The organism is Aeribacillus sp. FSL K6-8210, assembly GCF_037963925.1.
Lineage (GTDB): Bacteria > Bacillota > Bacilli > Bacillales > Aeribacillaceae > Aeribacillus > Aeribacillus composti.
Window position 1 is genome coordinate 1428915 of sequence record NZ_CP150172.1, and the last position, 22210, is coordinate 1451124.

19 protein-coding genes are annotated in these 22210 nt (G+C 39.4%); 17 read left to right on the top strand and 2 right to left on the bottom strand.

The annotated features are described in order from the left end of the window. Positions 1 to 49 precede the first annotated feature (49 nt). Both NSQ41_RS06965 and NSQ41_RS06970 read left to right on the top strand, forming a co-directional pair. Entirely contained in the window at positions 50 to 598 is a 549-nt protein-coding gene (locus NSQ41_RS06965; protein ID WP_339211294.1) for a TlpA disulfide reductase family protein, read from the top strand. A 313-nt stretch (positions 599 to 911) separates the two neighbouring features. Further along, positions 912 to 2810: a heavy metal translocating P-type ATPase gene (locus tag NSQ41_RS06970; protein WP_339211602.1), complete on the top strand. Its 1899-nt coding sequence runs from the start codon at positions 912 to 914 to the stop codon at positions 2808 to 2810. A gap of 27 nt (positions 2811 to 2837) precedes the next feature. Here the strand turns inward: NSQ41_RS06970 and NSQ41_RS06975 are convergent, their stop codons facing one another. Beyond that, a complete protein-coding gene (locus NSQ41_RS06975) occupies positions 2838 to 3059 on the bottom strand; it encodes a hypothetical protein (RefSeq protein ID WP_082829436.1) in 222 nt (73 codons plus the stop codon). 208 nt (positions 3060 to 3267) lie between these two features. On the opposite strand from NSQ41_RS06975, the gene NSQ41_RS06980 reads away from it, so the two are divergent. The 15 genes from NSQ41_RS06980 to NSQ41_RS07050 all read left to right on the top strand — a co-directional run bounded on the left by NSQ41_RS06980 (position 3268) and on the right by NSQ41_RS07050 (position 21278). Beyond that, a complete protein-coding gene (locus tag NSQ41_RS06980; RefSeq protein ID WP_063389346.1) occupies positions 3268 to 3963 on the top strand; it encodes a thermonuclease family protein in 696 nt (231 codons plus the stop codon). Positions 3964 to 4059: 96 nt separating this feature from the next. Beyond that, entirely contained in the window at positions 4060 to 5019 is a 960-nt protein-coding gene (gene pfkA, locus NSQ41_RS06985) for a 6-phosphofructokinase (RefSeq protein WP_327863580.1), read from the top strand. Positions 5020 to 5379: 360 nt separating this feature from the next. After that, positions 5380 to 5598 carry a DUF1659 domain-containing protein gene (locus NSQ41_RS06990; RefSeq protein ID WP_063389344.1) on the top strand — a complete coding sequence of 73 codons (219 nt, stop codon included), beginning with the start codon at positions 5380 to 5382 and terminating at the stop codon, positions 5596 to 5598. A 19-nt stretch (positions 5599 to 5617) separates the two neighbouring features. Further along, positions 5618 to 5836 carry a DUF2922 domain-containing protein gene (locus NSQ41_RS06995; protein ID WP_311067150.1) on the top strand — a complete coding sequence of 73 codons (219 nt, stop codon included), beginning with the start codon at positions 5618 to 5620 and terminating at the stop codon, positions 5834 to 5836. Between the two features lie 66 nt (positions 5837 to 5902). Beyond that, positions 5903 to 6049, top strand: coding sequence for a YvrJ family protein (locus tag NSQ41_RS07000; protein ID WP_063389342.1), 147 nt, complete (start codon positions 5903 to 5905; stop codon positions 6047 to 6049). Positions 6050 to 6301: 252 nt separating this feature from the next. After that, entirely contained in the window at positions 6302 to 7177 is an 876-nt protein-coding gene (locus NSQ41_RS07005; RefSeq protein WP_063389341.1) for a cation diffusion facilitator family transporter, read from the top strand. 217 nt (positions 7178 to 7394) lie between these two features. Beyond that, on the top strand, positions 7395 to 8234 hold the full coding sequence (locus tag NSQ41_RS07010) for a PRD domain-containing protein (protein ID WP_339211298.1): 840 nt from the start codon (positions 7395 to 7397) through the stop codon (positions 8232 to 8234). Positions 8235 to 8404: 170 nt separating this feature from the next. Continuing rightward, a complete protein-coding gene (gene ptsG, locus NSQ41_RS07015) occupies positions 8405 to 10474 on the top strand; it encodes a glucose-specific PTS transporter subunit IIBC (protein ID WP_066247960.1) in 2070 nt (689 codons plus the stop codon). Between the two features lie 127 nt (positions 10475 to 10601). Continuing rightward, entirely contained in the window at positions 10602 to 10868 is a 267-nt protein-coding gene (locus NSQ41_RS07020) for a phosphocarrier protein HPr (protein WP_063389338.1), read from the top strand. Beyond that, positions 10868 to 12583, top strand: coding sequence for a phosphoenolpyruvate--protein phosphotransferase (gene ptsP, locus NSQ41_RS07025; RefSeq protein ID WP_144598123.1), 1716 nt, complete (start codon positions 10868 to 10870; stop codon positions 12581 to 12583). The genes NSQ41_RS07020 and ptsP overlap by 1 nt, the downstream gene beginning before the upstream one ends. 594 nt (positions 12584 to 13177) lie before the next feature. Then, positions 13178 to 14437: a group II intron reverse transcriptase/maturase gene (ltrA, locus tag NSQ41_RS07030; RefSeq protein ID WP_094245397.1), complete on the top strand. Its 1260-nt coding sequence runs from the start codon at positions 13178 to 13180 to the stop codon at positions 14435 to 14437. Between the two features lie 665 nt (positions 14438 to 15102). Next, on the top strand, positions 15103 to 17085 hold the full coding sequence (locus NSQ41_RS07035) for a methyl-accepting chemotaxis protein (RefSeq protein WP_066247963.1): 1983 nt from the start codon (positions 15103 to 15105) through the stop codon (positions 17083 to 17085). 432 nt (positions 17086 to 17517) lie between these two features. Further along, a complete protein-coding gene (locus NSQ41_RS07040) occupies positions 17518 to 18303 on the top strand; it encodes an SDR family oxidoreductase (RefSeq protein ID WP_327848611.1) in 786 nt (261 codons plus the stop codon). Between the two features lie 95 nt (positions 18304 to 18398). Beyond that, positions 18399 to 19268 (top strand): NAD(P)-dependent oxidoreductase, encoded by an 870-nt coding sequence (locus NSQ41_RS07045; RefSeq protein WP_339211301.1) that lies wholly within the window; start codon positions 18399 to 18401, stop codon positions 19266 to 19268. Positions 19269 to 19478: 210 nt separating this feature from the next. Next, on the top strand, positions 19479 to 21278 hold the full coding sequence (locus NSQ41_RS07050; RefSeq protein WP_339211303.1) for an IS1182 family transposase: 1800 nt from the start codon (positions 19479 to 19481) through the stop codon (positions 21276 to 21278). Between the two features lie 22 nt (positions 21279 to 21300). On the opposite strand, the gene NSQ41_RS07055 is transcribed toward NSQ41_RS07050, so the two are convergent. Beyond that, entirely contained in the window at positions 21301 to 22086 is a 786-nt protein-coding gene (locus NSQ41_RS07055) for a CAP domain-containing protein (protein WP_066247968.1), read from the bottom strand. Between the last annotated feature and the right edge of the window lie 124 nt (positions 22087 to 22210).

Genomic DNA, 22210 nt, shown 5'->3' on the forward strand with positions numbered 1-22210 from the left:
TCCATCATTGAATGGAAAAAAATAGTGCTCTCATGAAGGGGGAAGCGTTTTGAAAAAAACAGCTGCCTTGCTTTTTCATTTTCTGCTTATATCATGTGTGTTTTTTGGATGTCAAGAGAGCGATTTGAAACAAGAAAATGCACCGAGCAAAACAACCATGAAAGAAATAATAACGAAAGAAAAATCGAAAGTGTCCGCTAACAATTTTGTTTTGCCAACAACTGACGGCAAGATGGTAAAACTTTCGGATTTTAAAGGGAAAAAGGTCGTGATCAATTTTTGGACGACGTGGTGCCCTCCATGTAAGGAAGAATTGCCTGAGCTTCAACGTTTTTATGAACAAGCGGATTCTGAGCACGTCGCGTTTTTAGGAATTAACATTACTTCAGAAGAAGGGGGAAAAGAAGAAGTAAAGTCTTTTTTATCAAAGAGCGGATTTAGTTTTCCTGTGCTTTTTGATGAAAAAGGCGAAGTCATGAAATTATACAAGGTTATGGTCATTCCCACTACTTTTATAATCGATGAACAAGGACAGGTGTTTAAAAAAATCATTGGTCCCGTAACAACCGAACAATTAAAACGTTTAACCGATTTGTAAAGCACAGCGAAGCTTCTGTGCTTTTTCTTTTTTAAAAAATAGAATTTTAATGCTTAACATATGAATCGACCGATTTTCCAACCTGCGTTTTTGATCTGTAAAAAACCGTGATTGAGAATGATAATAATTATTAATATTAATTATTAATTTAAAATTAATATAATTATTACTTGAAAAAAATAATTGTTGATATATAATATACATATAGATATTGATATTTTAATAGTTTTTTTACTAGTCGCCAAGAATAGCATATGGAATTCAATAGAAGTGAAGCTGAATTTTATTCTCAGTTAGGAGGTTGTAAGTGAGAATGGAAGCAAAGATGTTTCATAATACGGAATTATTTCAAGGGTTGAAACAGCATGTTGAAATGATTGCGGCCATTGTGTCAGGTGTTCTCATTTTTTTCGCTTGGCTGCTTAGCATAGATGATTTCAACATCATATCAACGATTTTATTTATTTTCGCATTCGTTATTGGGGGATTTGCCAAAGCTAAAGAGGGAATTGAAGAAACGATCCGCGAAGGCAAGTTGAATGTAGAGCTGCTGATGGTTTTTGCTGCTATCGGTTCGGCAATCATCGGCCATTGGCTTGAAGGAGCGATTTTAATTTTTATTTTTGCCCTAAGCGGCGCATTAGAAACGTATACAATGAACAAAACAAACAAGGAGATCTCTTCATTGATGGAATTGCAGCCTGAAGAAGCGCTGCTTTTAGTAGATGGACGGGAAGAAAAAGTGCATGTTTCCACTTTATCGATTGGAGATTTGATCATTGTGAAGCCCGGGGACCGCATTCCGGTGGATGGCCAACTCATAAATGGTCATACGACAGTGGATGAATCAGCTATAACGGGCGAATCCATCCCGGTTGAGAAAGAGCCTGGAAGTGAAGTGTATGCAGGGACTGTAAACGTAAATGGATCGATCACCGTTCGCGTAACGAAAAAAGCATCGGAAACGCTTTTTCAAAAAATTATTGAACTGGTGCAAAACGCCCAATCTGAAAAATCTCCGTCCCAGCAATTTATTGAAAAATTTGAAGGAACGTATGTAAAAGGTGTGCTTATTGCAGTGGCTGTTTTGATGTTTGCTCCTCCATTTTTATTAGGCTGGAGCTTTCAGGAAACTTTTTACAGATCGATGGTGTTTATGGTAGTGGCTTCCCCGTGCGCGCTCGTCGCCTCGATCATGCCGGCGACGTTATCCGCTATTTCTAACGGGGCAAGAAACGGCATTTTGTTTAAAGGGGGCGTACATTTAGAGCGTCTTAATAAAATTCGGGCGGTCGCGTTTGATAAAACGGGAACTTTGACAAAAGGCGAGCCGATCGTCACGGACGTAATCGTACGCCCAGACATCGATAAAACAGAGCTGCTACAAGCAGTTTATAATATTGAGCGGCAATCCTCCCATCCTCTTGCCAAAGCTATTACAGCTTATATTCAGGAAAATGTAAAAGGACTGAAAGATGAATGGGTATCAGTGGATGAACATTCAGGGTTTGGAGTTTCTGCTTCTTGGAACGGGCAGAAAATATTCGTTGGGAAAGCTGCGTTTGTCGGAAAAGAAGAGGCTGAACAATTTCAAAACTCTGTTTCCAAGAAATTATACAAACAAGGGAAAACGGTTGTTTATGTTAAAGACGAAAAAGGAATTGCCGCAAGCATCGCTTTAAAAGATGTACTTAGACCTGATATGAAAAATTTGATGGATGAATTGAAAAGCAAAGGCATCTATACGGTGATGCTGACGGGCGATACGAAAGCGTCAGCTGAAGCCATTGCTAAAGAGGCATCCGTTGATGAATTTCACGGTGAATGTCTGCCTGAAAGCAAAGTTGACCGAATAAAGCAGTTGAATAAACAATTCGGCGTAACGGCGATGATCGGCGACGGTATCAATGACGCACCAGCTTTAAAAACAGCATCTGTCGGTATAGCAATGGGGGAGGGAACGGATGTTGCTTTGGAAACAGCAGATGTTGTATTAATGAAAAACGATTTAACGAAATTGATCAAAGCGATCGAATTGTCGCAAAAAATGAACAAAATTGTGAAACAAAATATTGCCTTTTCTCTATCGGTCATCGCCCTTCTCATATGTGCTAATTTCCTTCAAGTCATTGACTTGCCGTTCGGAGTCATTGGCCATGAAGGAAGCACCATACTTGTCATTTTAAATGGATTGCGGCTATTAAGATCATAAATAAGAAGAATAACAAGGCGGATTAAGCTATATGATCCGCCTTTTATTTTCTTTTAAAAAGTCATTTGGTTCAGAGTCATCGGGTCGTTTCGTTACAATTATGTATGCAGCTACAATAAAAATGAATCCAACCACCCACCCGATTACCGAACTGTAATAATACACATCAATTAACATCATGCCGATTATGGGTGACGAAAATGCCGCCAAGCAGAGGATCGGGACGATATTTCTTTTGATAAATGTCACAAAAAATACACTCCTTAACTCCCCCGATTGCTTTACCATTATTATTATACTAGAATGGTTTTATTTATAAAATATTCCGAGAAAAATGTAAACAACATTTAAAATAACTTTGAAGGTGAAAAATCCTCCACATTTCTTATTGATATGAATGTTCTTTTCGCTTAAAATGATATTTCATTGAATGGACACAATAGAGAGGAAGAACATCATGTGGAGAAAATGGATTGTTTTATTTTTTGGTTTGCTTGCATTATTTTTCGGATGGGAGCTTTGGCAAAAAGATGATTCAGCCGTAAACAATCGGTTGGAAGCCAAAGTAATTGATGTCGTCGATGGTGATACGATGAAAGTCATCGTCAACAATAAAAAAGAAACAATCCGACTTCTTCTTGTCGATACTCCTGAATCTGTACACCCAACGAAGCCTGTGCAGCCATTTGCAATCGAAGCAAGCAATTTTGCAAAAGAAATGCTGTCAGACAAAAAAGTTGAATTAGAGCTTGGCGTTAGAGAACGTGACAAGTATGGAAGATTACTTGTTTATTTATATATAAACGGACAAATGTTTAATGAAATGCTGCTTGAAAACGGGCTAGCCCGCGTCGCATACGTTCATCAGCCAAATACAAAATATGTAGACCGTTTTTTAGATGTTCAAAAAAAAGCCCAGCACAAAGAAATCGGAATCTGGAGTATAGAAAACTATGTTACAAACGATGGATTTAATGATAAGATTGGACAAGACGACAAAAAAGAGGGCTGCGACATAAAAGGAAACATTAATTCAAAAGGTGAAAAAATATACCATATGCCTGGCAGCAGGCACTATTATATAACAAAACCAGAAATGATGTTTTGTACAGAGGAGGAAGCAAAAGAAGCCGGATTTCGAAAAGCTGAATAACGAGAAAATCATTTAAGCGGGAAAATTTTTTGATATAATACATTTTATAAAACATGAGATGGCAGCAATTATTGAACTGCATAATGAGGTGATGGAATGAAACGAATAGCTGTATTAACGTCTGGCGGAGATTCTCCGGGGATGAATGCTGCAATACGTGCAGTTGTAAGAAAAGGGATATTTCATGGGTTGGAAGTTTATGGAGTATACCATGGATATCAAGGATTAATTAACGGTGACATAAAAAAATTAGAGCTTGGCTCTGTAGGGGACATTATTCACCGCGGCGGCACGATTCTCCAATCGTCGCGCTCTGAACAATTTAAAACAGAAGAAGGACAGCTTCTTGCGATTCAACAATTAAAATCATTTGAAATTGAAGGTCTTGTTGTAATTGGCGGAGACGGGTCATACCGAGGGGCTTTGAAGCTGACGGAAAAAGGCTTCCCTTGCATTGGATTGCCTGGAACGATCGATAACGATATTCCAGGAACAGATTTCACGATCGGATTTGATACAGCTCTGAATACGGTTGTAAGGGCAATGGACCAAATTAGGGACACAGCGCAATCCCATGAGCGGATTTTTATAATCGAAGTGATGGGGCGGCATGCTGGTGATATAGCGCTTTGGGCAGGAGTAGCTGGAGGCGCTGAAACGATCTTAATCCCTGAAAGATCGTTTGACTTAGATGATATTGTCAAGCGGTTGGAGCATGGTGTTGAACGCGGGAAAAAACATTCCATTATTGCGTTAGCTGAAGGAGTTATGAGCGCATCAAAACTTGCCGATATTTTAAAGGAAAAATACGGCATTGAGACGCGAGTATCGGTATTAGGGCATATTCAGCGCGGCGGCTCTCCAACTGGATTTGATAGAGTTCTTGCTTCCAGAATGGGAGCGAGAGCAGTTGAGCTTCTGTTAGAAGGAAAAGGCGGAAGAGCAGTCGGAATACAGAAAAACCAAATCGTTGATCATGATATTGAAGAGATATTGAAAGAAAAGAGCGAACCAATCGGAGAATTATATACGTTGTCAAAACAGCTTTCTATTTAAAAAGAGCGGACACCGCTCTTTTATTTTTTCATCCGTTCCGTTTTGTGATACACAATAGTTTTGCATTTACGAAGTCTCCTTTTTTAATGGGGTTTGACCACTTTCATAATAAAAGAGAGCACTTCGTAAATGCTTTTTTAATTTTGATGAAATTCATTACTCTAAAATTTAGTTTTATCCAAATAAAATATTGACGAAACCAAAGAGATTCCGTTTATTGGAAATGGTCAAAACGGCATCAACAGCCGTTGTCTGCAGCGACAGGGCTCCGTTTTCATTTCTTTTTTCACCTTTTTACATATTTGCTGCCCCTTTTTTTTCATTTCTTTATATAAAGAAGGTGAAAGGAGGTGCGAGCAAATGGCTGAGGTTCAACCGGTCAAATCACAATTGCGTCTTGTTTTTGAAGAAGGTTTTGATCATTCCGGCAAGCCGCTGTATCGCTATAAAAATTACAGCAATATTAAAACGTCAGCTAGTGCAGATGATTTGCTTAGAGCAGCCCAAGCAATTGCCAGTCTTCAAAAAATGCCGCTTGCCAAAGTGGAACGAAACGATACGCATCAAATTAATGCATAAGTAATCTGGGGGTGAAAAAATGTCTAAATCGCTCGATCTTCTTTTTGCCAATATGGAAGGAAAGACAGTCAGAATTAATGTTGATGAACCTAAGGATTCATTAACAGCAGAGCAAATTGGTCAAGCTATGGAAACAATCATTCAATCAAATGTTTTTACTTCTTCTGGGGGTTCGCTCGTTTCAAAAAAAGGAGCCAGAATTATTGAGCAAACGGTGACAGAATATACGATGAGCTGACGGAAGCGGCCTGTTTCCGGTTCGGGAACAGGCCGGATTTCAGATGCCATAAAGGGAGGGATTGGTTTGCACGATTGGCTGTCGTTTATCAGCGATGTCGGTTTTCCTATTGTTGTGACGCTCTATTTGCTTCACCGGATTGAAGGCAAGCTTGATGACCTAAACCATTCGATTCAAATGATCCCGGTTTATTTGACACAAAAAGAAAATTAATCTCTCTCGATTGATAGCAATCAAACTGTAAAAAGTTTGGTTGCTATATTTTTTTAATGTAATGTAAAAAAAATGAAATAATTTATATTTTTCCTTGTTTTACTAATCTCCATATTGGAATGATCGCTTTGATTTCAGAAAAACCTTTTGATATTAAACCTTTTGTAACAAGGAAATAATCTGTATGTATAGACCTTTACATGTTTTTTTGATAGTATAAATGGCAGACTAAACGAATGGAGTTAGTGGAAGGTGGAAGTTTATCAAAATTTAAAAAAGGGTGAACGGGGAGCATGGATTAGCATTGCAGCCTATATTTTGTTGACCGTTGTAAAGATAGCGGTCGGATATTTTTTTCATTCGGAAGCTTTAATGGCTGACGGACTGAACAACGGGACTGATGTAATTGCTTCGATCGCGGTTTTAGTCGGATTAAAAATATCGCAGCGTCCTCCTGACCAAGATCATCACTATGGACATTTTCGGGCAGAAACCATTGCGTCTTTAATTGCATCATTGATTATGGTCATGGTTGGTTTTGAAGTTCTTACTGAAGGAGCAAAATCAATCATAAACCCGAAAACAGAATCACCTGATTTGATCGCGGCATGGACGGCTATCGGCTCAGCAATCGTCATGTTTTCCGTTTATTTATTTAATGTAAGACTTGCGAAAAAAATAAAAAGTCAAGCGCTCATGGCAGCAGCTATGGACAATCGATCCGATGCATATGTCAGTGTCGGAACATTCCTAGGGATTTTGGCGGCGCAATTTCATATCGCATGGATGGACACAGTTGTTGCGATGATCATCGGAGTGCTTATTTGCAAAACTGCTTGGGATATCTTCAAAGAAGCGGTTCATTCCTTAACGGACGGATTTTCAGAGAAGGAGTTAGACAAATATAAAGAAACAATTAACAATATACCCGGGGTTCAATCGCTTGAAGATATTAAAGCCAGATATGTCGGAAGCACCGTATATGTTGATGTTGTCATTAAAGTTCATTCTAATTTAAATGTCGTTGAAAGCCATGCGATTTGTGATGAAGTGGAAAGAAGGCTGACGGAAGAATTTAATATTACGAACGTACATGTGCATATAGAACCTTTAAAAGGCGACAGTTGAAAAAAACGGACTCTTCATTTTTGGAAAGGAAAGTATGAACTGCCGAGAAAGATGAAAAAACTAAATTTTCTATTTCCATTTTAGATGCCTCACCCCCAGTCTTAGGTGTTCGATTGTAAATTTTTTCTTGCTTTTGCTGAGTGCAAAATGCATTGACCTCCCCGTTCTTTTTTTGTACGATTATATAGATTTCTGGTAAAGGAGCGTCTTTTTAAACATGGGGTCCTTTAAAGTAAAAAAGGTGTTGAATAATAATGTATTAATAGCTGGCCACGACACCTTTCAGGAAGTCGTCTTGATTGGAAAAGGAATCGGTTTCGAAAAAAAAAGGGGGGAGCTGATTTCCAACGAAACAGTTGAAAAGATATTTGTGCTGAAAAACGAACAAGAACAGGAACAATATAAAAAACTTCTTCCTTATACAAACGAGAAGATGATAGAAGTTGTTTCAGACTGTATTGCCCACATTTCAAAGAAAGTCGGACTTCCTCTGAATGAACATATTCATATAGCTTTAACAGACCATATTACGTTCGCAATTAAGAGGATCGAGCAGGGGATGGACATCAAAAACCCTTTTTTATCAGAGACTGAAGTGCTTTATCCGAAAGAATATAATATTGCTAGTGAAGTGGTGTCCATTATTGAAGATAAGCTGAAAATCAAGCTGCCCAAAGGTGAGATCGGTTTCATCGCTCTCCACATTCACAGCGCCATAACGCATAAATCAATTTCTGAAGTGAACCGCCATTCTCAGCTTATTGCTCAGTTAATCGAAGTTGCAGAAGATTCCTTAAACATCCAGCTTGATAAAGAAAGCTTTAATTATTTGCGGCTTGTAAGGCATCTTCAGGCAACAATTGAAAGGGTTCTCAAAGAGGAAAAAACGGAAGAACCAGAAGAATTAGCTTTATTGTTGAAAAAAAAATGTCCTCTATGCTATAATGTTGCATGGAAAATGATTAAAATGATGCAGCAAGTATTGAAAAAACAAATTGATGAAGCAGAAGCTGTTTATTTAACGATGCATTTATATCGAATAGCAAAAAAAGAATAAATTTTGCGCACGTGTTACTGATTCGATCAGGCATGAGTGAGCAAGGTGTACTGTATAGGGATTTGTTTTCGTACAGTTGACGCCTTGTTTCACCATGCCTTTTTTGTTTTTTCTAAACATCGATTATTCTTGCTGCATTTGTCAAATGATAATTATAAGGAGGTCATGTTATGTTTAAATCAATTTTCGGTGTTTTACAAAAAATAGGACGCGCGCTTATGCTGCCGGTAGCGCTTCTTCCTGCAGCAGGTATTTTGCTTGCATTTGGTAATGCTATGCAAAATCCGGATTTAACAGATAGAATTCCTGCTTTAACGAACGACTGGATCGTGCTTATCGCAAGCGTCATGGAGCAAGCTGGGCAAATTGTATTCACCAACCTGCCGTTGTTATTTGCAGTCGGCGTTGCGATCGGTCTTGCAAACGGCGATGGAGTTGCAGGGATTGCAGCAGTCATCGGCTACTTAATTATGAATGTTACAATGAACGGTATTTTAACAGGTTTGGGTCAAATGCCTAAAGATATTAGTTCTGATCCAGCGTTTGCAAACGTTCTCGGAATTGAGACTTTGCAAACAGGTGTGTTTGGCGGGATCATAGTAGGTATCATAGCTGCTTATATGTACAACAAATATTATAAAATTGAGCTTCCGCAATATTTAGGATTTTTTGCCGGAAAGCGGTTTGTTCCAATTGTGACAGCTGCGTCCGCTGTTCTATTAGGGATTGCGATGTACTTTATTTGGCCGCCGATCCAAGGGGCATTAAACCAGTTTTCTCAAGGAATACTTGAGACGAACAAAACGCTCGCCGCTTTTATTTTCGGTGTGATTGAACGTTCATTGATTCCGTTTGGATTACATCATATTTTCTATGCTCCTTTTTGGTATGAATTTGGTTCTTATGTAAACGAAGCAGGGCACGTTGTTCGCGGCGATCAGGCCATTTTCTTTGCCCAAATCAAGGACGGTGTGGAATTGACAGCTGGAACGTTTATGACAGGTAAATTTCCGTTTATGATGTTCGGTCTCCCTGCCGCAGCACTCGCTATTTATCACGAAGCCAAACCCGAGAATAAAAAAGTGGTCGCAGGGATTATGGGTTCTGCCGCGTTGACATCGTTTTTAACAGGAATTACAGAACCGATTGAATTCAGCTTTTTGTTTGTAGCACCGCTTTTGTTTGCGATTCATGCGATATTTGCAGGACTATCCTTTATGGTCATGCATATTTTACATGTTAAAATTGGAATGACTTTTTCAGGCGGAGTGATCGACTTTATATTATTTGGCGTCCTTCCGAATCGAACAGCTTGGTGGCTCGTTATCCCAGTTGGGCTTGTATTTGCGGTCATTTACTATTTCGGTTTCCGATTTGCCATCCGAAAATTCAACCTGAAAACTCCTGGACGGGAAGATGCAAGTGTTGAAACGTCTGATGATGAGCAGGAGAGCGAAAAAGCCGGAGATCTTCCATATAACATTTTAGAGGCGCTTGGCGGAAATGAAAATATTCAGCACCTTGATGCATGTATCACAAGGCTGCGCGTATCTGTTCATGATCAAAAGAAAGTTGATAAAGAACGCTTGAAAAAGCTCGGCGCTTCAGGTGTTTTAGAAGTGGGCAACAACATCCAGGCAATTTTTGGCCCTAAATCGGACAATTTAAAAACTCAAATACAAGACATCATGAATGGAAGAACTCCAAGAGCAGAAAAAGTTCATTCTCCAGAGCAGGAAGTTAAAGAACAAGTGGAAAATGTTATGCCGGAAGAATTACAAAGCGAAAGCTTAACATTTTCATCGCCTATGACAGGTACTCTTCATCCGATTACAGAAGTACCGGATCAAGTATTCTCTGGAAAAATGATGGGAGATGGGATTGCTATTGTACCTGAAGAAGGTATCGTCGTCTCTCCTGTTAACGGTAAAGTGTTAAATGTATTTCCAACGAAACATGCTATTAGCTTGCAGTCTGATTCTGGCCATGAAATATTGATCCATTTTGGTATTGATACAGTAAAATTGAAAGGAAAAGGATTTGACATTTTCGTTTCAGAAGGCGATACTGTAAAATTGGGTGACAAACTTCTTGAAGTGGATCTTGAATATGTTAAAAATCATTCTCCTTCTATTATGACGCCGATTGTCTTCACTAATTTAAAAGAAGGTGAAGCAATTGAATTGAAAAAAGTAGGCAAAGTAAACAAGGGCGAAGAAAACATTATTGCCATTCGGTAGCAGTTAGTAAACCGGCCTTGTTTAAATCGGACAAGGCTGGTTTCACAAATAATTGATTATCAGCTTGCACAACTCGACATGCACTGATAAAATTTTTAAAGAAAATAGCAGAAAGGATTTGATGCAAATGGCTGAAAAAACATTCAACATTACCGCTGACACAGGAATTCACGCAAGACCTGCGACTATATTAGTGCAAACGGCAAGCAAATTTGAAGCCGACATTAATTTGGAATACAATGGAAAAACAGTAAACTTAAAATCTATTATGGGAGTTATGTCATTAGGTATTCCAAAAGGAGCAACCATTAAAGTTACAGCATCAGGTGCTGATGAAAATGATGCACTTCAAGCGATTGAAGAGACAATCAAAAAAGAAGGGTTAGGCGAATAATGATACAGCTATCTGGGATTGCAGCATCAAACGGTATCGCTATTGCGAAGGCATACCGTCTAGAAGAGCCGGATTTAACCGTATCAAAAAAAGAAATACAAAATATTCGAGCAGAAATTGAGCGTTTTGAACAATCTGTCGAAAGCGCCAAAGCAGAGCTCGAGGTAATTAAAAACAGCACAGAAGAAAGGCTTGGTGCGGATAAAGCAGCGATTTTTGAAGCGCATTTGCTCGTTTTGAACGATCCTGAGCTGTTAAATCCAGTCAAAGAGAAAATCGAAAACGAAGCTGTAAACGCTGAATTTGCAATGAGGGAAACAGCTGATCAATTTATTGCGATGTTCGAAGCGATGGAAAATGAGTATATGCGCGAGCGAGCAGCGGATATTCGGGATGTCACGAAAAGGGTTATAGCCCATTTATTAGGCGTTCAAATCCCAAATCCAAGTTTAATTAATGAAGAAGTCATTATTGTTGCAGAAGATTTAACACCCTCTGATACTGCGCAATTAAACAAAAATTTTGTTAAAGCATTTACAACTGATATTGGAGGAAGAACATCCCATTCTGCGATCATGGCTCGTTCTATGGAAATCCCTGCTGTTGTCGGAACAAAGGAAGCTACCGCCAAAATTGAAAGCGGTGCTTTAGTCATTGTTGATGGGATTGAAGGACAAGTAATCATAAATCCAAGTGAAGATTGTATTGCCGAATATGAAAAGAAAAGAGAAAAATATGAAGAGCAAAAAGCGGAATGGGCTAAATTAAAAGACGAGCCGACGTTGTCGAAGGATGGACATCGTGTCGAGCTTGCCGCTAATATTGGCACGCCTAATGACGTACAAGGTGTTCTTGACAACGGCGGTGAAGGAATAGGTCTCTACCGTACGGAATTTTTATACATGGGACGAGACCAAATGCCTACAGAAGAAGAACAATTTGAAGCATATAAAACAGTTCTTGAGAGAATGGAAGGAAAACCTGTTGTTGTCCGTACATTGGATATCGGCGGGGACAAAGAGCTTCCTTACTTGAATCTTCCAAAGGAGCTGAATCCTTTTCTTGGATTCCGCGCCATCCGCCTTTGTTTAGAAAAGCAAGATATTTTTCGGACACAGCTTAAAGCGCTGCTTCGCGCAAGCAAATATGGAAACTTAAAAATCATGTTTCCAATGATTGCGACAATCGATGAATTCCATCAAGCGAAAGCTATTCTGCTCGAAGAAAAAGAAAAACTTGTTCAAGCAGGTATTGAAGTAGCTGATGATATCGAAGTTGGAATAATGGTTGAAATTCCATCAACTGCTGTTATGGCGGATCAATTTGCCAAAGTGGTTGATTTCTTCAGCATTGGAACAAATGATTTAATTCAATATACAATGGCAGCAGACCGGATGAATGAACGGGTTTCATATTTGTATCAACCGTATAATCCGGCCATCCTCCGATTAATTTCCATTGTGATCGATGCAGCTCATAAAGAAGGAAAATGGGTTGGAATGTGCGGAGAAATGGCAGGAGACCCGATTGCTATACCGCTTCTGCTTGGACTTGGATTAGATGAATTTTCCATGAGCGCAACATCTATTTTACCTGCGCGTTCACAAATTAAAAAGCTTTCAAAACAGGAAGCAGAAAGCTTTAAAGAAAAAGTTCTTTCTATGCAAACAACGGAAGAAGTCGTTTCTTTTGTTAAAAAAACGTTCCAAATATAAAAGGTACGGAGCCGATCAGTTTCATCTGAATCGGCTCCTTTTGTGCGCCCGGCATGTACATGAACTATAGGGTGTAAGTCCCGAACCCCGAAGACAGAAGTAGAGGTTAGCCAAGAGCAAGGGTGTCCGTGGTGACGCGGAATCTGAAGGAAGCTGGAGGCAAAACACCGGTCCGAGGAACACGAACCTCATATAAGGCTAGGTATGATTGAGTGAGTTTGCGAAACAAAACAAAGCTCTTTCTGTCGAAGGTCATATCGAGTAAATGAGGCGGATAGATGGTGTGAAAGTGCATGTACTTACCCGGGGAGATCTGGCTGGCACGCCAAGTAACCTTGGTAACCTATCTAGTGATAGATAACTGAACAGTCAGAAGTCAGCAGAAGTCATAGTACTCTTTCAAGCTCGAGATGGAAGAGGAAGGACTGAACAATTAAGGAGAACGAATCGCTAGGCGTTCACCTTCTGTGTGGAAGCAGACAATCCGATAGGACTTACTTGAAGGAGGAAGTGGTGAATCCCACGGGGGACTTCAAGAGGGTGGAGCAGAAGATGGCACAAATAGAAGAATTCGTTCACGTGGAGAGGATATCAATGTTGATGGAAATGATTTTGTCACGGGAAAATCTCCTGGCGGCACTGAAACGAGTCGAACAGAATAAAGGAGGTCACGGAGTAGATGGCATGTCCGTAAAAGACCTACGAAGACACCTCTACGAAAATTGGGACTCCATTCGACAGTCGTTGAGAGAAGGAACCTACAAGCCCTTACCCGTCCGTCGAGTCGAAATCCCGAAACCGAACGGTGGAGTAAGACTTCTAGGGATCCCTACCGTGACGGATCGTTTCATCCAACAAGCGATTGCCCAAGTGTTGACGAAAATCTTTGATCCGACCTTCTCGAACCATAGCTATGGTTTCCGACCAGGTAGAAGGGGACATGATGCGGTTAGGGAAGCAAAGGGTTATATCAAAGAAGGATATCGTTGGGTAGTCGATATAGACCTAGAGAAATTCTTTGACAAGGTGAATCACGACAAACTGATGGGGATCTTGGCGAAAACGATCAAAGATCGAATTCTACTGAAGGTAATTCGCCGGTATCTTCAATCAGGCGTGATGATCAATGGAGTGGTAATGGAAACGGACATGGGAACGCCTCAAGGCGGCCCGCTTAGTCCACTTTTATCAAACATCATGCTTCATGAATTGGATAAAGAGCTTGAGAAACGTGGACATAAGTTTGTTCGGTATGCGGATGACTGTAACATCTATGTGAAAACAAAGAAAGCAGGAATTCGTGTCATGAACTCCATTACGAACTTTATAGAGAAGGAGTTAAAGCTCAAGGTAAATAAAGAGAAATCGGCGGTAGACCGTCCTTGGAAACGGAAGTTTCTCGGTTTCAGCTTCACACTCAATAAGACTCCAAAGGTACGGATTGCGAACGAAAGTGTGAAACGTTTGAAGAACAAGATCCGTGAAATTACATCAAGGTCGAAACCGTATCCAATGGAGAAAAGGATTGAGAAACTGAATAAGTATTTAATGGGATGGTGCGGATATTTTGCCTTGGCAGAAACACCAAGTAAGTTCAAAGAATTTGATGAATGGATTAGACGAAGGCTTCGGATGTGTTTGTGGAAAGAATGGAAAACCCCGAAAACAAGAATTCGGAAACTCAGAGGATTAGAAGTTCCAAGCCATAAAGCATTCGAATGGGGCAATACACGCAAGAAATATTGGCGGATTGCCTGCAGTCCCATCCTACACAAAACCCTCGACAACTCCTATTGGAAGCGTCGAGGGTTAAGAAGTCTATTCGAAAGATATCAAGCACTACGTCATACTTAATTGAACCGCCGTATACCGAACGGTACGTACGGTGGTGTGAGAGGTCGGGGGTTAGTCACCCCCTCCTACTCGATTTTGATGAGCCGATTTATTTACGGAAGGTGAATATAAAAGAATTTCGGCTCTAAGTAAAATGGAATATGAAAAACGCAGAGCATCAGCATTTTTTGATTTTACATCCGCTTTATTATCCCGATAAAGTCCATCAAAATATAAAAATGATTTGCAGCGAGCGTATAGCTAATTTGATGCAAACGATAGAAAGCAAAACACAGCAGCTGCAGTTCATAAAAAGCTTTTTGTAGTTTGAGCAACTAAAACGACGGGGTATCACGATATAAATTAGGAAAGTTTGCAAATGCAAAAATTTGAAGCCCTCGATATCCGAATCTCTTCTTGTTACTTTCCTCCAATTTGCTAAAACTTTTTTTCTTTTTCACAGCCGGCACCGCTACGGCGGTATCTTTTTTTAGAAGAAACACATGCAGCCTATGCTTTTTTTATGCAAGATCGCTCCCAAAAACAAAGCCAATTGGAAATATGAAAAAGATAATTAGTTTCATTTTGTAAAAAGATAAATCAGATTGCCGATATATACATTAGAAAACGTATAAGTTTTCTTAATTATTTTTATTAAATAAAGATTTATGTAGGAGATGGAACAAATGTTTAAAAAGCTTCAGTGGAAATTGACAGCGCTCATCACCATATTGTTAATTTTTTCACTTTTGGTTGTTTTTTTCACGTCTGATTATTTTGTTCAAAAGAACATTAAATCAGATGCGTTTCATACGGGGCAATCGATTGTTAAGCAAGCGAAAAAGAACCTGCTTTTACAGATGCAGGAATATGAAAGAATTTTGCTGCTTTTCAGCAATGAACCGGAAATCGCACAGTTGCTTGAAAAAAATGACGATCAATCTTTACAGTCCGTAAAGGAAACGTTTCAATCATTTTTAAGCGCTAATCAATTGGTCCGGTCTGTCTATGTAGCCAACACTAAGACTCTTGTTGCTGCAGAACCTGAGTTAAACTTAAAGGAAGATTTGATAATCAATTCACGACCTTGGTATAAAAGCGCTGTAACAAGTCCAAACTTTGTTTCGTGGTCAGAGCCTTATCGTGATGGGGAAAAAGGAGAATATGTTGTTACCGCCTCAAAGGCCATTACAAAGGATGGGGTGTTGCTTGGCGTTATTGGAATTGATATTAATTTAACAACGTTTAATGAATTTGTTAAGCAAGTGGAAGCTGGCTTTGGAGGGTATACATTCCTGCTTGATAGAAATGGAGTTGCCATCGCTCATCCGAAAATGACCGGAAAAAATTTATATAAAAACAACGGTCTTATGGCAGCGATTAAAAACCAAAAACGTGGTATAGCTTCTATAAAAGAAAATGGAAAAGATTCAACCATTATTTTTGAAACGATCACGGAACTAAATTGGAAAATCGGTGTAGTCTATTCGGATGCAAATCTGGAGCAAACAGCCCGCACAATCCGGAGCATTAACGTTTCCATTATTATTGCTGCATTGATTGTGGCATTTTTCATCACTAGTTTTGTTTCGAGAAGCATTTCAAAGCCGATTTTGCTTTTGGCTAAAAACGCCGACAAAATGGCTGAAGGGGATTTATCCGGAACATTAACAGTGAAAAATAAAGATGAAATCGGGAAATTGGCTAATAGCTTTACGAAGATGACCGATAACATCCGACAAATTCTCCTCGATCTGGACGGATCCGTGAAGGAGCTGCAGCAATCTGCTCAAACATTAAACGTGGTTTCGGAAGAAGCTACTGCGTCAAGTGAGGAAATTTCCGTTGCAATTGAGGAAATTGCAAAAGGCTCAGGTGAGCAGGCAAACAGTACGGAAATTATAAACGGACAAATCAAACAATTAGAAGATTGTATTCAACAAGTAAACAATGATGTAAAAAATGTCGAAAATTTATCTTACGAATCACAAAATGCCAGCTATAATGGTTTAGAAAAGCTAAATGAGCTTCAAATAAAATCAAATGAGGCTGACAAAGAATCTGAGATGGTCCAATCCGTACTACAAAATCTTGTAGATCGAGTTGAAAAAATTTCTGATATCGTGTCGACCATTTCCAAAATTTCAGATCAGACGAACTTGCTCGCTTTAAATGCAAGTATTGAAGCAGCAAGAGCAGGTGAATCAGGTAAAGGATTTGCCGTTGTCGCTGAGGAAGTAAGAAACCTTGCTGAACAATCGGCAAAAGCGACAGAAAACATTAAAAATATGATTGAAGGAATCCAAATTGAAACGAAAAATGCCTACGATGCAATGAGTCGTTCGAAGAAAATTCATGAAGAACAAAACAAAGCTGTTCAAGTGACGGGCAATGCGTTTCATGAAATTGCAATTAAAATGGAAGATTTGCTTAATGCCATTAAATCAACATTAAATGCGATCGATCGGATGAATGAGCAAAAAGAAACAGTCGTCGAATCGATTGAAAATATTTCTGCAGTAACCCAGCAGCTAGCTGCCTCTGCGGAAGAAGTCAGTGCAACAACGAACGAGCAAGTCAAAGCATTCTCAATGGTTGCGGAAAAAGCGGAATCGTTAAGCGAAGAAAGCAACCGCTTAAAAGGCTTAGTAGAACGCTTTAAGTTATAAAAAATATGCAGGGGGTGTCTAATAAGTCGTTTTTACGGCTTATTGACGCCCCCATTAATGTTTTAGAACGTTGATATATCGGTGTTTATGATTTTTTGTTTTCAATAGGGATTTGACTTTCTGGACAGCTCCTTCTTCATTTTTGATTTGAATGCAATTCACCTAGATGAGCAGGCAGATAAGAAAATCATAACAGTTGATGTCAAGAAAAAGCATGGGTTTAAAGCTCCCTTTGAAATTTGAATTTTGGACATACTACTGCGTGAAAGAAGACAAGCTTAAACGCACCTTCGCAAGCCGCCTTTGACAGTGTTGAGCAAACAAAAGAAGCTCTATGCCGTTTAAAAATTCAGAATGGGAGTAAAACGAAAGTTCCCACATTTTGATAAGATCATGATAAGATGAAAGAAAAGGTGAAAGGATGGAATGTCAATGGATTTCGGTTTCAAAGGTAAAACAGCACTTGTTTTGGCATCAAGTCAAGGATTAGGTAAAGCGATTGCAACAAGGCTTGTGGAAGAAGGAGCCGACGTGATGATCACAAGCCGAAATGAAGAAAAGCTAATAGACGTGGCAAATCAATTAAATGCGCTTGGAAAAGGAAAAGCAGCCTTTATTAAAACAGACATTACTTCAAAAGAGGAAATTAGCAGGCTAGTTAATCAGACAATAAAAGAGTTTGGCAAAATTGATTTACTCGTTAACAACGCTGGCGGTCCCCCTGCAGGAGGATTTGAGCAAATGACTGATGAAGATTGGCAAAATGCTTTTGAATTAAACTTGCTCAGCTATATCCGTACCATTCGCGAGATTCTTCCGCATATGAAACAAAGAGGAGGGAAAATCGTAAATATTGCCTCTTCTTCCGTGAAGGAGCCGATCCCGGGTTTAATTTTATCCAACACGTTTCGCTTAGGAATTGTGGGGCTGACGAAAACGTTAGCAACAGAATTTGCAAAGTACAATATTTTAATTAACACGGCGTCACCCGGCAGAATTGCAACAGAACGGATTGATCAATTGGAAGAATGGAATGCAGCGAAGCTCGGTATTCCGAAAGAAGAGATCAAGAACAAATATTTGGAAGCGATTCCTCTCAATCGCTACGGAGAACCGAATGAATTTGCGAACTATGTGCTGTTTCTTCTGTCTGACTTGAATACATATATGACTGGACAAACCTTTTTGATTGACGGCGGTTTAGTAAAGTCCATTTAATCGGGTGTGCACTGAAAGCTGAAATGCAAGCGTTTCATAGCAGAACAGTTTCATTACTAAGCCGTATACACTGAAATGGGGAAAGGGTGAACAATATGTCAAAAAAAACAATCGGTTTTATTGGGCTTGGAGTAATGGGAAAAAGCATGGCACGTCATTTGCTTGAAGCGGGTTATCCGCTTACGGTTTATACCCGGACAAAAGAAAAGGCCGAAGATTTGATCAATCAAGGTGCTGCTTGGAAAGAATCGATCAAAGATCTCGCAAAAGATGCGAATGTTATTATCACGATGGTTGGTTTCCCGAAAGATGTTGAAGAAGTTTATTTTAGTGAACATGGAATTTTAGCCAATGCCTATCCAGGAGCCATATGTATTGACATGACAACGACAAAACCATCGCTTGCCGAAAAAATATACGAAAAATCAAAGGAAAAAGGCATTTCCTTTTTAGATGCACCTGTTTCAGGAGGAGATGTCGGCGCAAAAAATGGAACGCTATCGATTATGGTCGGAGGAGATCAAGAGACGTTCGATGAATGTTTTGAAATTTTTGAGAAAATGGGAAAAAATATTGTTTATCAAGGAAAAGCTGGTGCGGGGCAGCATACAAAAATGTGCAACCAAATTGCGATTGCTGCCGGCATCATTAGTGTTTGTGAATCGCTTGCCTACGCTGTTCGGGCGGGGCTGGATCCAGATAAGGTGTTGAAAAGCATTTCCTCCGGGGCTGCTGGAAGCTGGTCTTTGTCGAACTATGCGCCGAGAATGCTTTCGAATCAATTTGAGCCTGGATTTTATGTCAAGCACTTTATAAAAGATATGGACATTGCTTTAGAGGAAGCAAGAAGAATGGAATTAGACGTACCAGGGCTTGAGCTTGCGAGAAGCTTGTATGAAAAACTGGCTGAAATGGGAGAAGAAAATAGCGGAATACATGCATTATATAAGCTGTGGAAAAAATAAAAACGCACATCATTCTTTCAAGTCACACAATTTTAGTCAGCTTCTTCTTTTTCAGCCAATTTATTTTCAAAAAAAGGGGCTGTCCAAAAAGTCAGGGTAACTGACTTTTTGGAGCCCCTCATTTTTCACTTTTAAAAAAAATGCACAAAAAAATCGTCCTTTCTAGTAAAATGAAGTTACCACACAACATTACAGAAAGGACGATTTTTTATGAGCAATCAAATGATTACTCGTGAAAATTATAACACACAAATGACACTTCCTCTAGATGGAAAAGAAGAAAAAACTCCTGCCAAAAGAAATTTAGCCCCTACTTTCAAACCATATGACAACCGTCAAGTTCAAATGATTTATGATATTGAATCTCTTATACCCGAACATCACGTGGCACGTGTCGTGGACGAAATGGTGGAGGCGATACCAGATAAACAATTGTTTTCTCATTATAAAGGCGGCGGCAGAAGTTCCTATCATCCCAAAATGATGCTGAAAATCATTCTGTATGCTTATTCTCAAAAGGTTTATTCCTGCCGAGGAATCGAAAAACTCGTTAAAGAAAATATTCCTGCCATGTGGCTTTCAGCGATGCAACAACCAGATTTTCGCACCATTAATGAGTTCCGAGGGGAACGGATGAAAGCTTTCATGGATGAGCTCTTTGAAGTCATGATTCTCAAATTGATAAAAGAACATTACATCACGATGGAAAACTACTTTTTGGATGGCACTAAGATCGAAGCCAATGCCAATAAGTATTCTTTTGTGTGGAAAAAATCCACTTTGAAATTCGAAGAGAAATTAAAAGAAAAAATCCAAGAAACACTAAAGCACATTCATGAATTAACCCAATTAGAAGCCGGAACAGGGCAAAAGGAAAGCGATCAACATACAGAGATCACCGAACAAAACCTGGAGGAAACCGCAAAAGAAATAGAAGAAAAAGTTGAAACGCTAACGGAAGAAATCGAAAAGGAGACCGATACATCCATTCGGAAAGAGAAGCGAAAAAAACGCAGTCAATTAAAGAAATCGGTGAAACAAATTCGGGAAGATTTCCTGCCCCGAATGGCAAGATACAAAGAACAAAAGGAAATGTTCGGTGACCGTAACAGCTACTCGAAAACAGACAAAGACGCAACCTTCATGCGCATGAAAGAAGACCATATGAAAAACGGTCAGCTCAAGCCCGGATACAACGTGCAAATGGGGACAGAGAATCAGTTTATCTTGTTTTATACTATTCATCAACGACCGACCGATACACGTTGCTTTATCCCACATATGGAGAAGCTAGCCTCCAGTTCATTACCGATGCCCCAAACAGTTATTGCGGATGCAGGCTATGGTAGTGAAGAAAACTATGTATATGCAGTTGGTGATGAGAAAGAGCCCCGTTTTGAGTTTCTAATTCCTTATGGGAGCTATGTAAAAGAACAAACACGTACATACAAAAAAGACATTAAAAATGCCAAAAACTGGACCTATTGTGAAGAGGATGATTGTTTTATTTGCCCGAATGGAAGGAGAGTAACGTTTAAAAAATACCAAAACAAAAAGAATCCATCTGGCTATGAACAAAGCTTCAAAATATACGAATGTGAAGATTGTACCGATTGCCCATTGAAAGCGAAATGCACAAAAGCGAAAGGCAACCGACAAGTTCACTGGAATCCCATCTTCGAAGAAATGAAAGCAAAGGCCAAAACAGCCCTTGAATGTGAAGAGAAAGCCGCTATCTACGCTCGACGCAAAGTCGAGGCAGAAAGTGTGTTCGGTCACATCAAGGGCAATCGGTCGTTCCGCAGATTTTCTTTGCGGGGCCTCGACAAGGTACATGTTGAGTTTGGGATTGTGGCATTAGCCCACAACATACTGAAAGTAGCCGGCATCCGCCAGCTACTTTCAGATAAAAATCGAAAAAATATAAAAGCAAGTGGAGAGAAACGAATTGTTTTTCTCCACTTGCTTCATTTTAGGGACTTATCGGACAGCCCCCTTTTGAACAGTTGAAATGAGTGAACTGTCCAATCTATTATTTTCCAATAAACATTTGTGTCCAGTAATTTCCATTTTCTACGTAACCAACGCCGATATGAGTAAAGTTAGGATTTAAAATGTTTTGTCTGTGGCCAGAGCTGTTCATCCAAGCATTAACAACTTCTTCAGGAGTACGCTGCCCCATTGCAATATTTTCCCCTGCTGTTCTGAAGGAAATGCCGAACTTTTTCATCATGTCAAATGGAGATCCGTAAGTCGGGCTTGTGTGGGAAAAATATTTGTTTCTTTGCATATCTAAAGATTTTTCACGAGCTACCTTGCTTAAAGCTTCATCTAAAACAAGAGGCTTTAAACCTTGTTTTTGCCGCTCAGCATTTGTTAGTTCAACTACTTTTTTCTCAAATGCATTTACGGATGAAGCGGTTTGTGATTGTTTTGGTGTTTGGTTGTTGGTTGCTTTGTCATTGGCAGATGGTGCTGGCTGAGTTGTTTTTTGAGTAGTTTGGGCTGGTTTTTTCACAGCTTGCTTGTTCGCAGGCTGGTTTGTGTTTCTTTTAATTGCTTCTTTTATAGCATTATTTGCTTCTATGCTTGGATTTTGTAAACAGTTGTTTAATAGATTTTGCAATTCTTTTGAATCAGCTGATTGAATGAGCTGTTTCAATTGATCTTCGTTTATATGATAAGGTCCGAAAGTTTGTACGTAGCTTTTGATTTGAACTGGTTGGTTTTGAATTTCAGCTGCATTGGCATTTGTGCCGGCGCCTGCAGTGAAAATGGCGGCAGCTGCTGCAATAGAAGCAATAATAGATTTCTTCATGCGTTTTCTACCTCCTTGAAATTTGTTCATGTAATTTACGAAACTATCATAACATGCGTTTTTTGTCATATTTTTGTCTATTCCTTCCATTGACAAATAATAGATTTTAAGTTTATAAACATTA

Excerpts from the sequence above, each read along its gene's own strand:
- ptsG (WP_066247960.1), top strand. The coding sequence starts at position 8,405 with ATGTTTAAATCAATTTTCGGTGTTTTACAAAAAATAGGACGCGCGCTT.
- NSQ41_RS06990 (WP_063389344.1), top strand. The coding sequence starts at position 5,380 with ATGGCTGAGGTTCAACCGGTCAAATCACAATTGCGTCTTGTTTTTGAA.
- NSQ41_RS07035 (WP_066247963.1), top strand. The coding sequence starts at position 15,103 with ATGTTTAAAAAGCTTCAGTGGAAATTGACAGCGCTCATCACCATATTG.
- ltrA (WP_094245397.1), top strand. The coding sequence starts at position 13,178 with ATGTTGATGGAAATGATTTTGTCACGGGAAAATCTCCTGGCGGCACTG.
- NSQ41_RS07055 (WP_066247968.1), bottom strand. The coding sequence starts at position 22,086 with ATGAAGAAATCTATTATTGCTTCTATTGCAGCAGCTGCCGCCATTTTC.
- pfkA (WP_327863580.1), top strand. The coding sequence starts at position 4,060 with ATGAAACGAATAGCTGTATTAACGTCTGGCGGAGATTCTCCGGGGATG.
- NSQ41_RS06995 (WP_311067150.1), top strand. The coding sequence starts at position 5,618 with ATGTCTAAATCGCTCGATCTTCTTTTTGCCAATATGGAAGGAAAGACA.
- NSQ41_RS07010 (WP_339211298.1), top strand. The coding sequence starts at position 7,395 with ATGGGGTCCTTTAAAGTAAAAAAGGTGTTGAATAATAATGTATTAATA.
- NSQ41_RS06980 (WP_063389346.1), top strand. The coding sequence starts at position 3,268 with ATGTGGAGAAAATGGATTGTTTTATTTTTTGGTTTGCTTGCATTATTT.
- NSQ41_RS07045 (WP_339211301.1), top strand. The coding sequence starts at position 18,399 with ATGTCAAAAAAAACAATCGGTTTTATTGGGCTTGGAGTAATGGGAAAA.
- NSQ41_RS07050 (WP_339211303.1), top strand. The coding sequence starts at position 19,479 with ATGAGCAATCAAATGATTACTCGTGAAAATTATAACACACAAATGACA.
- NSQ41_RS07020 (WP_063389338.1), top strand. The coding sequence starts at position 10,602 with ATGGCTGAAAAAACATTCAACATTACCGCTGACACAGGAATTCACGCA.
- NSQ41_RS06970 (WP_339211602.1), top strand. The coding sequence starts at position 912 with ATGGAAGCAAAGATGTTTCATAATACGGAATTATTTCAAGGGTTGAAA.
- NSQ41_RS07040 (WP_327848611.1), top strand. The coding sequence starts at position 17,518 with ATGGATTTCGGTTTCAAAGGTAAAACAGCACTTGTTTTGGCATCAAGT.
- ptsP (WP_144598123.1), top strand. The coding sequence starts at position 10,868 with ATGATACAGCTATCTGGGATTGCAGCATCAAACGGTATCGCTATTGCG.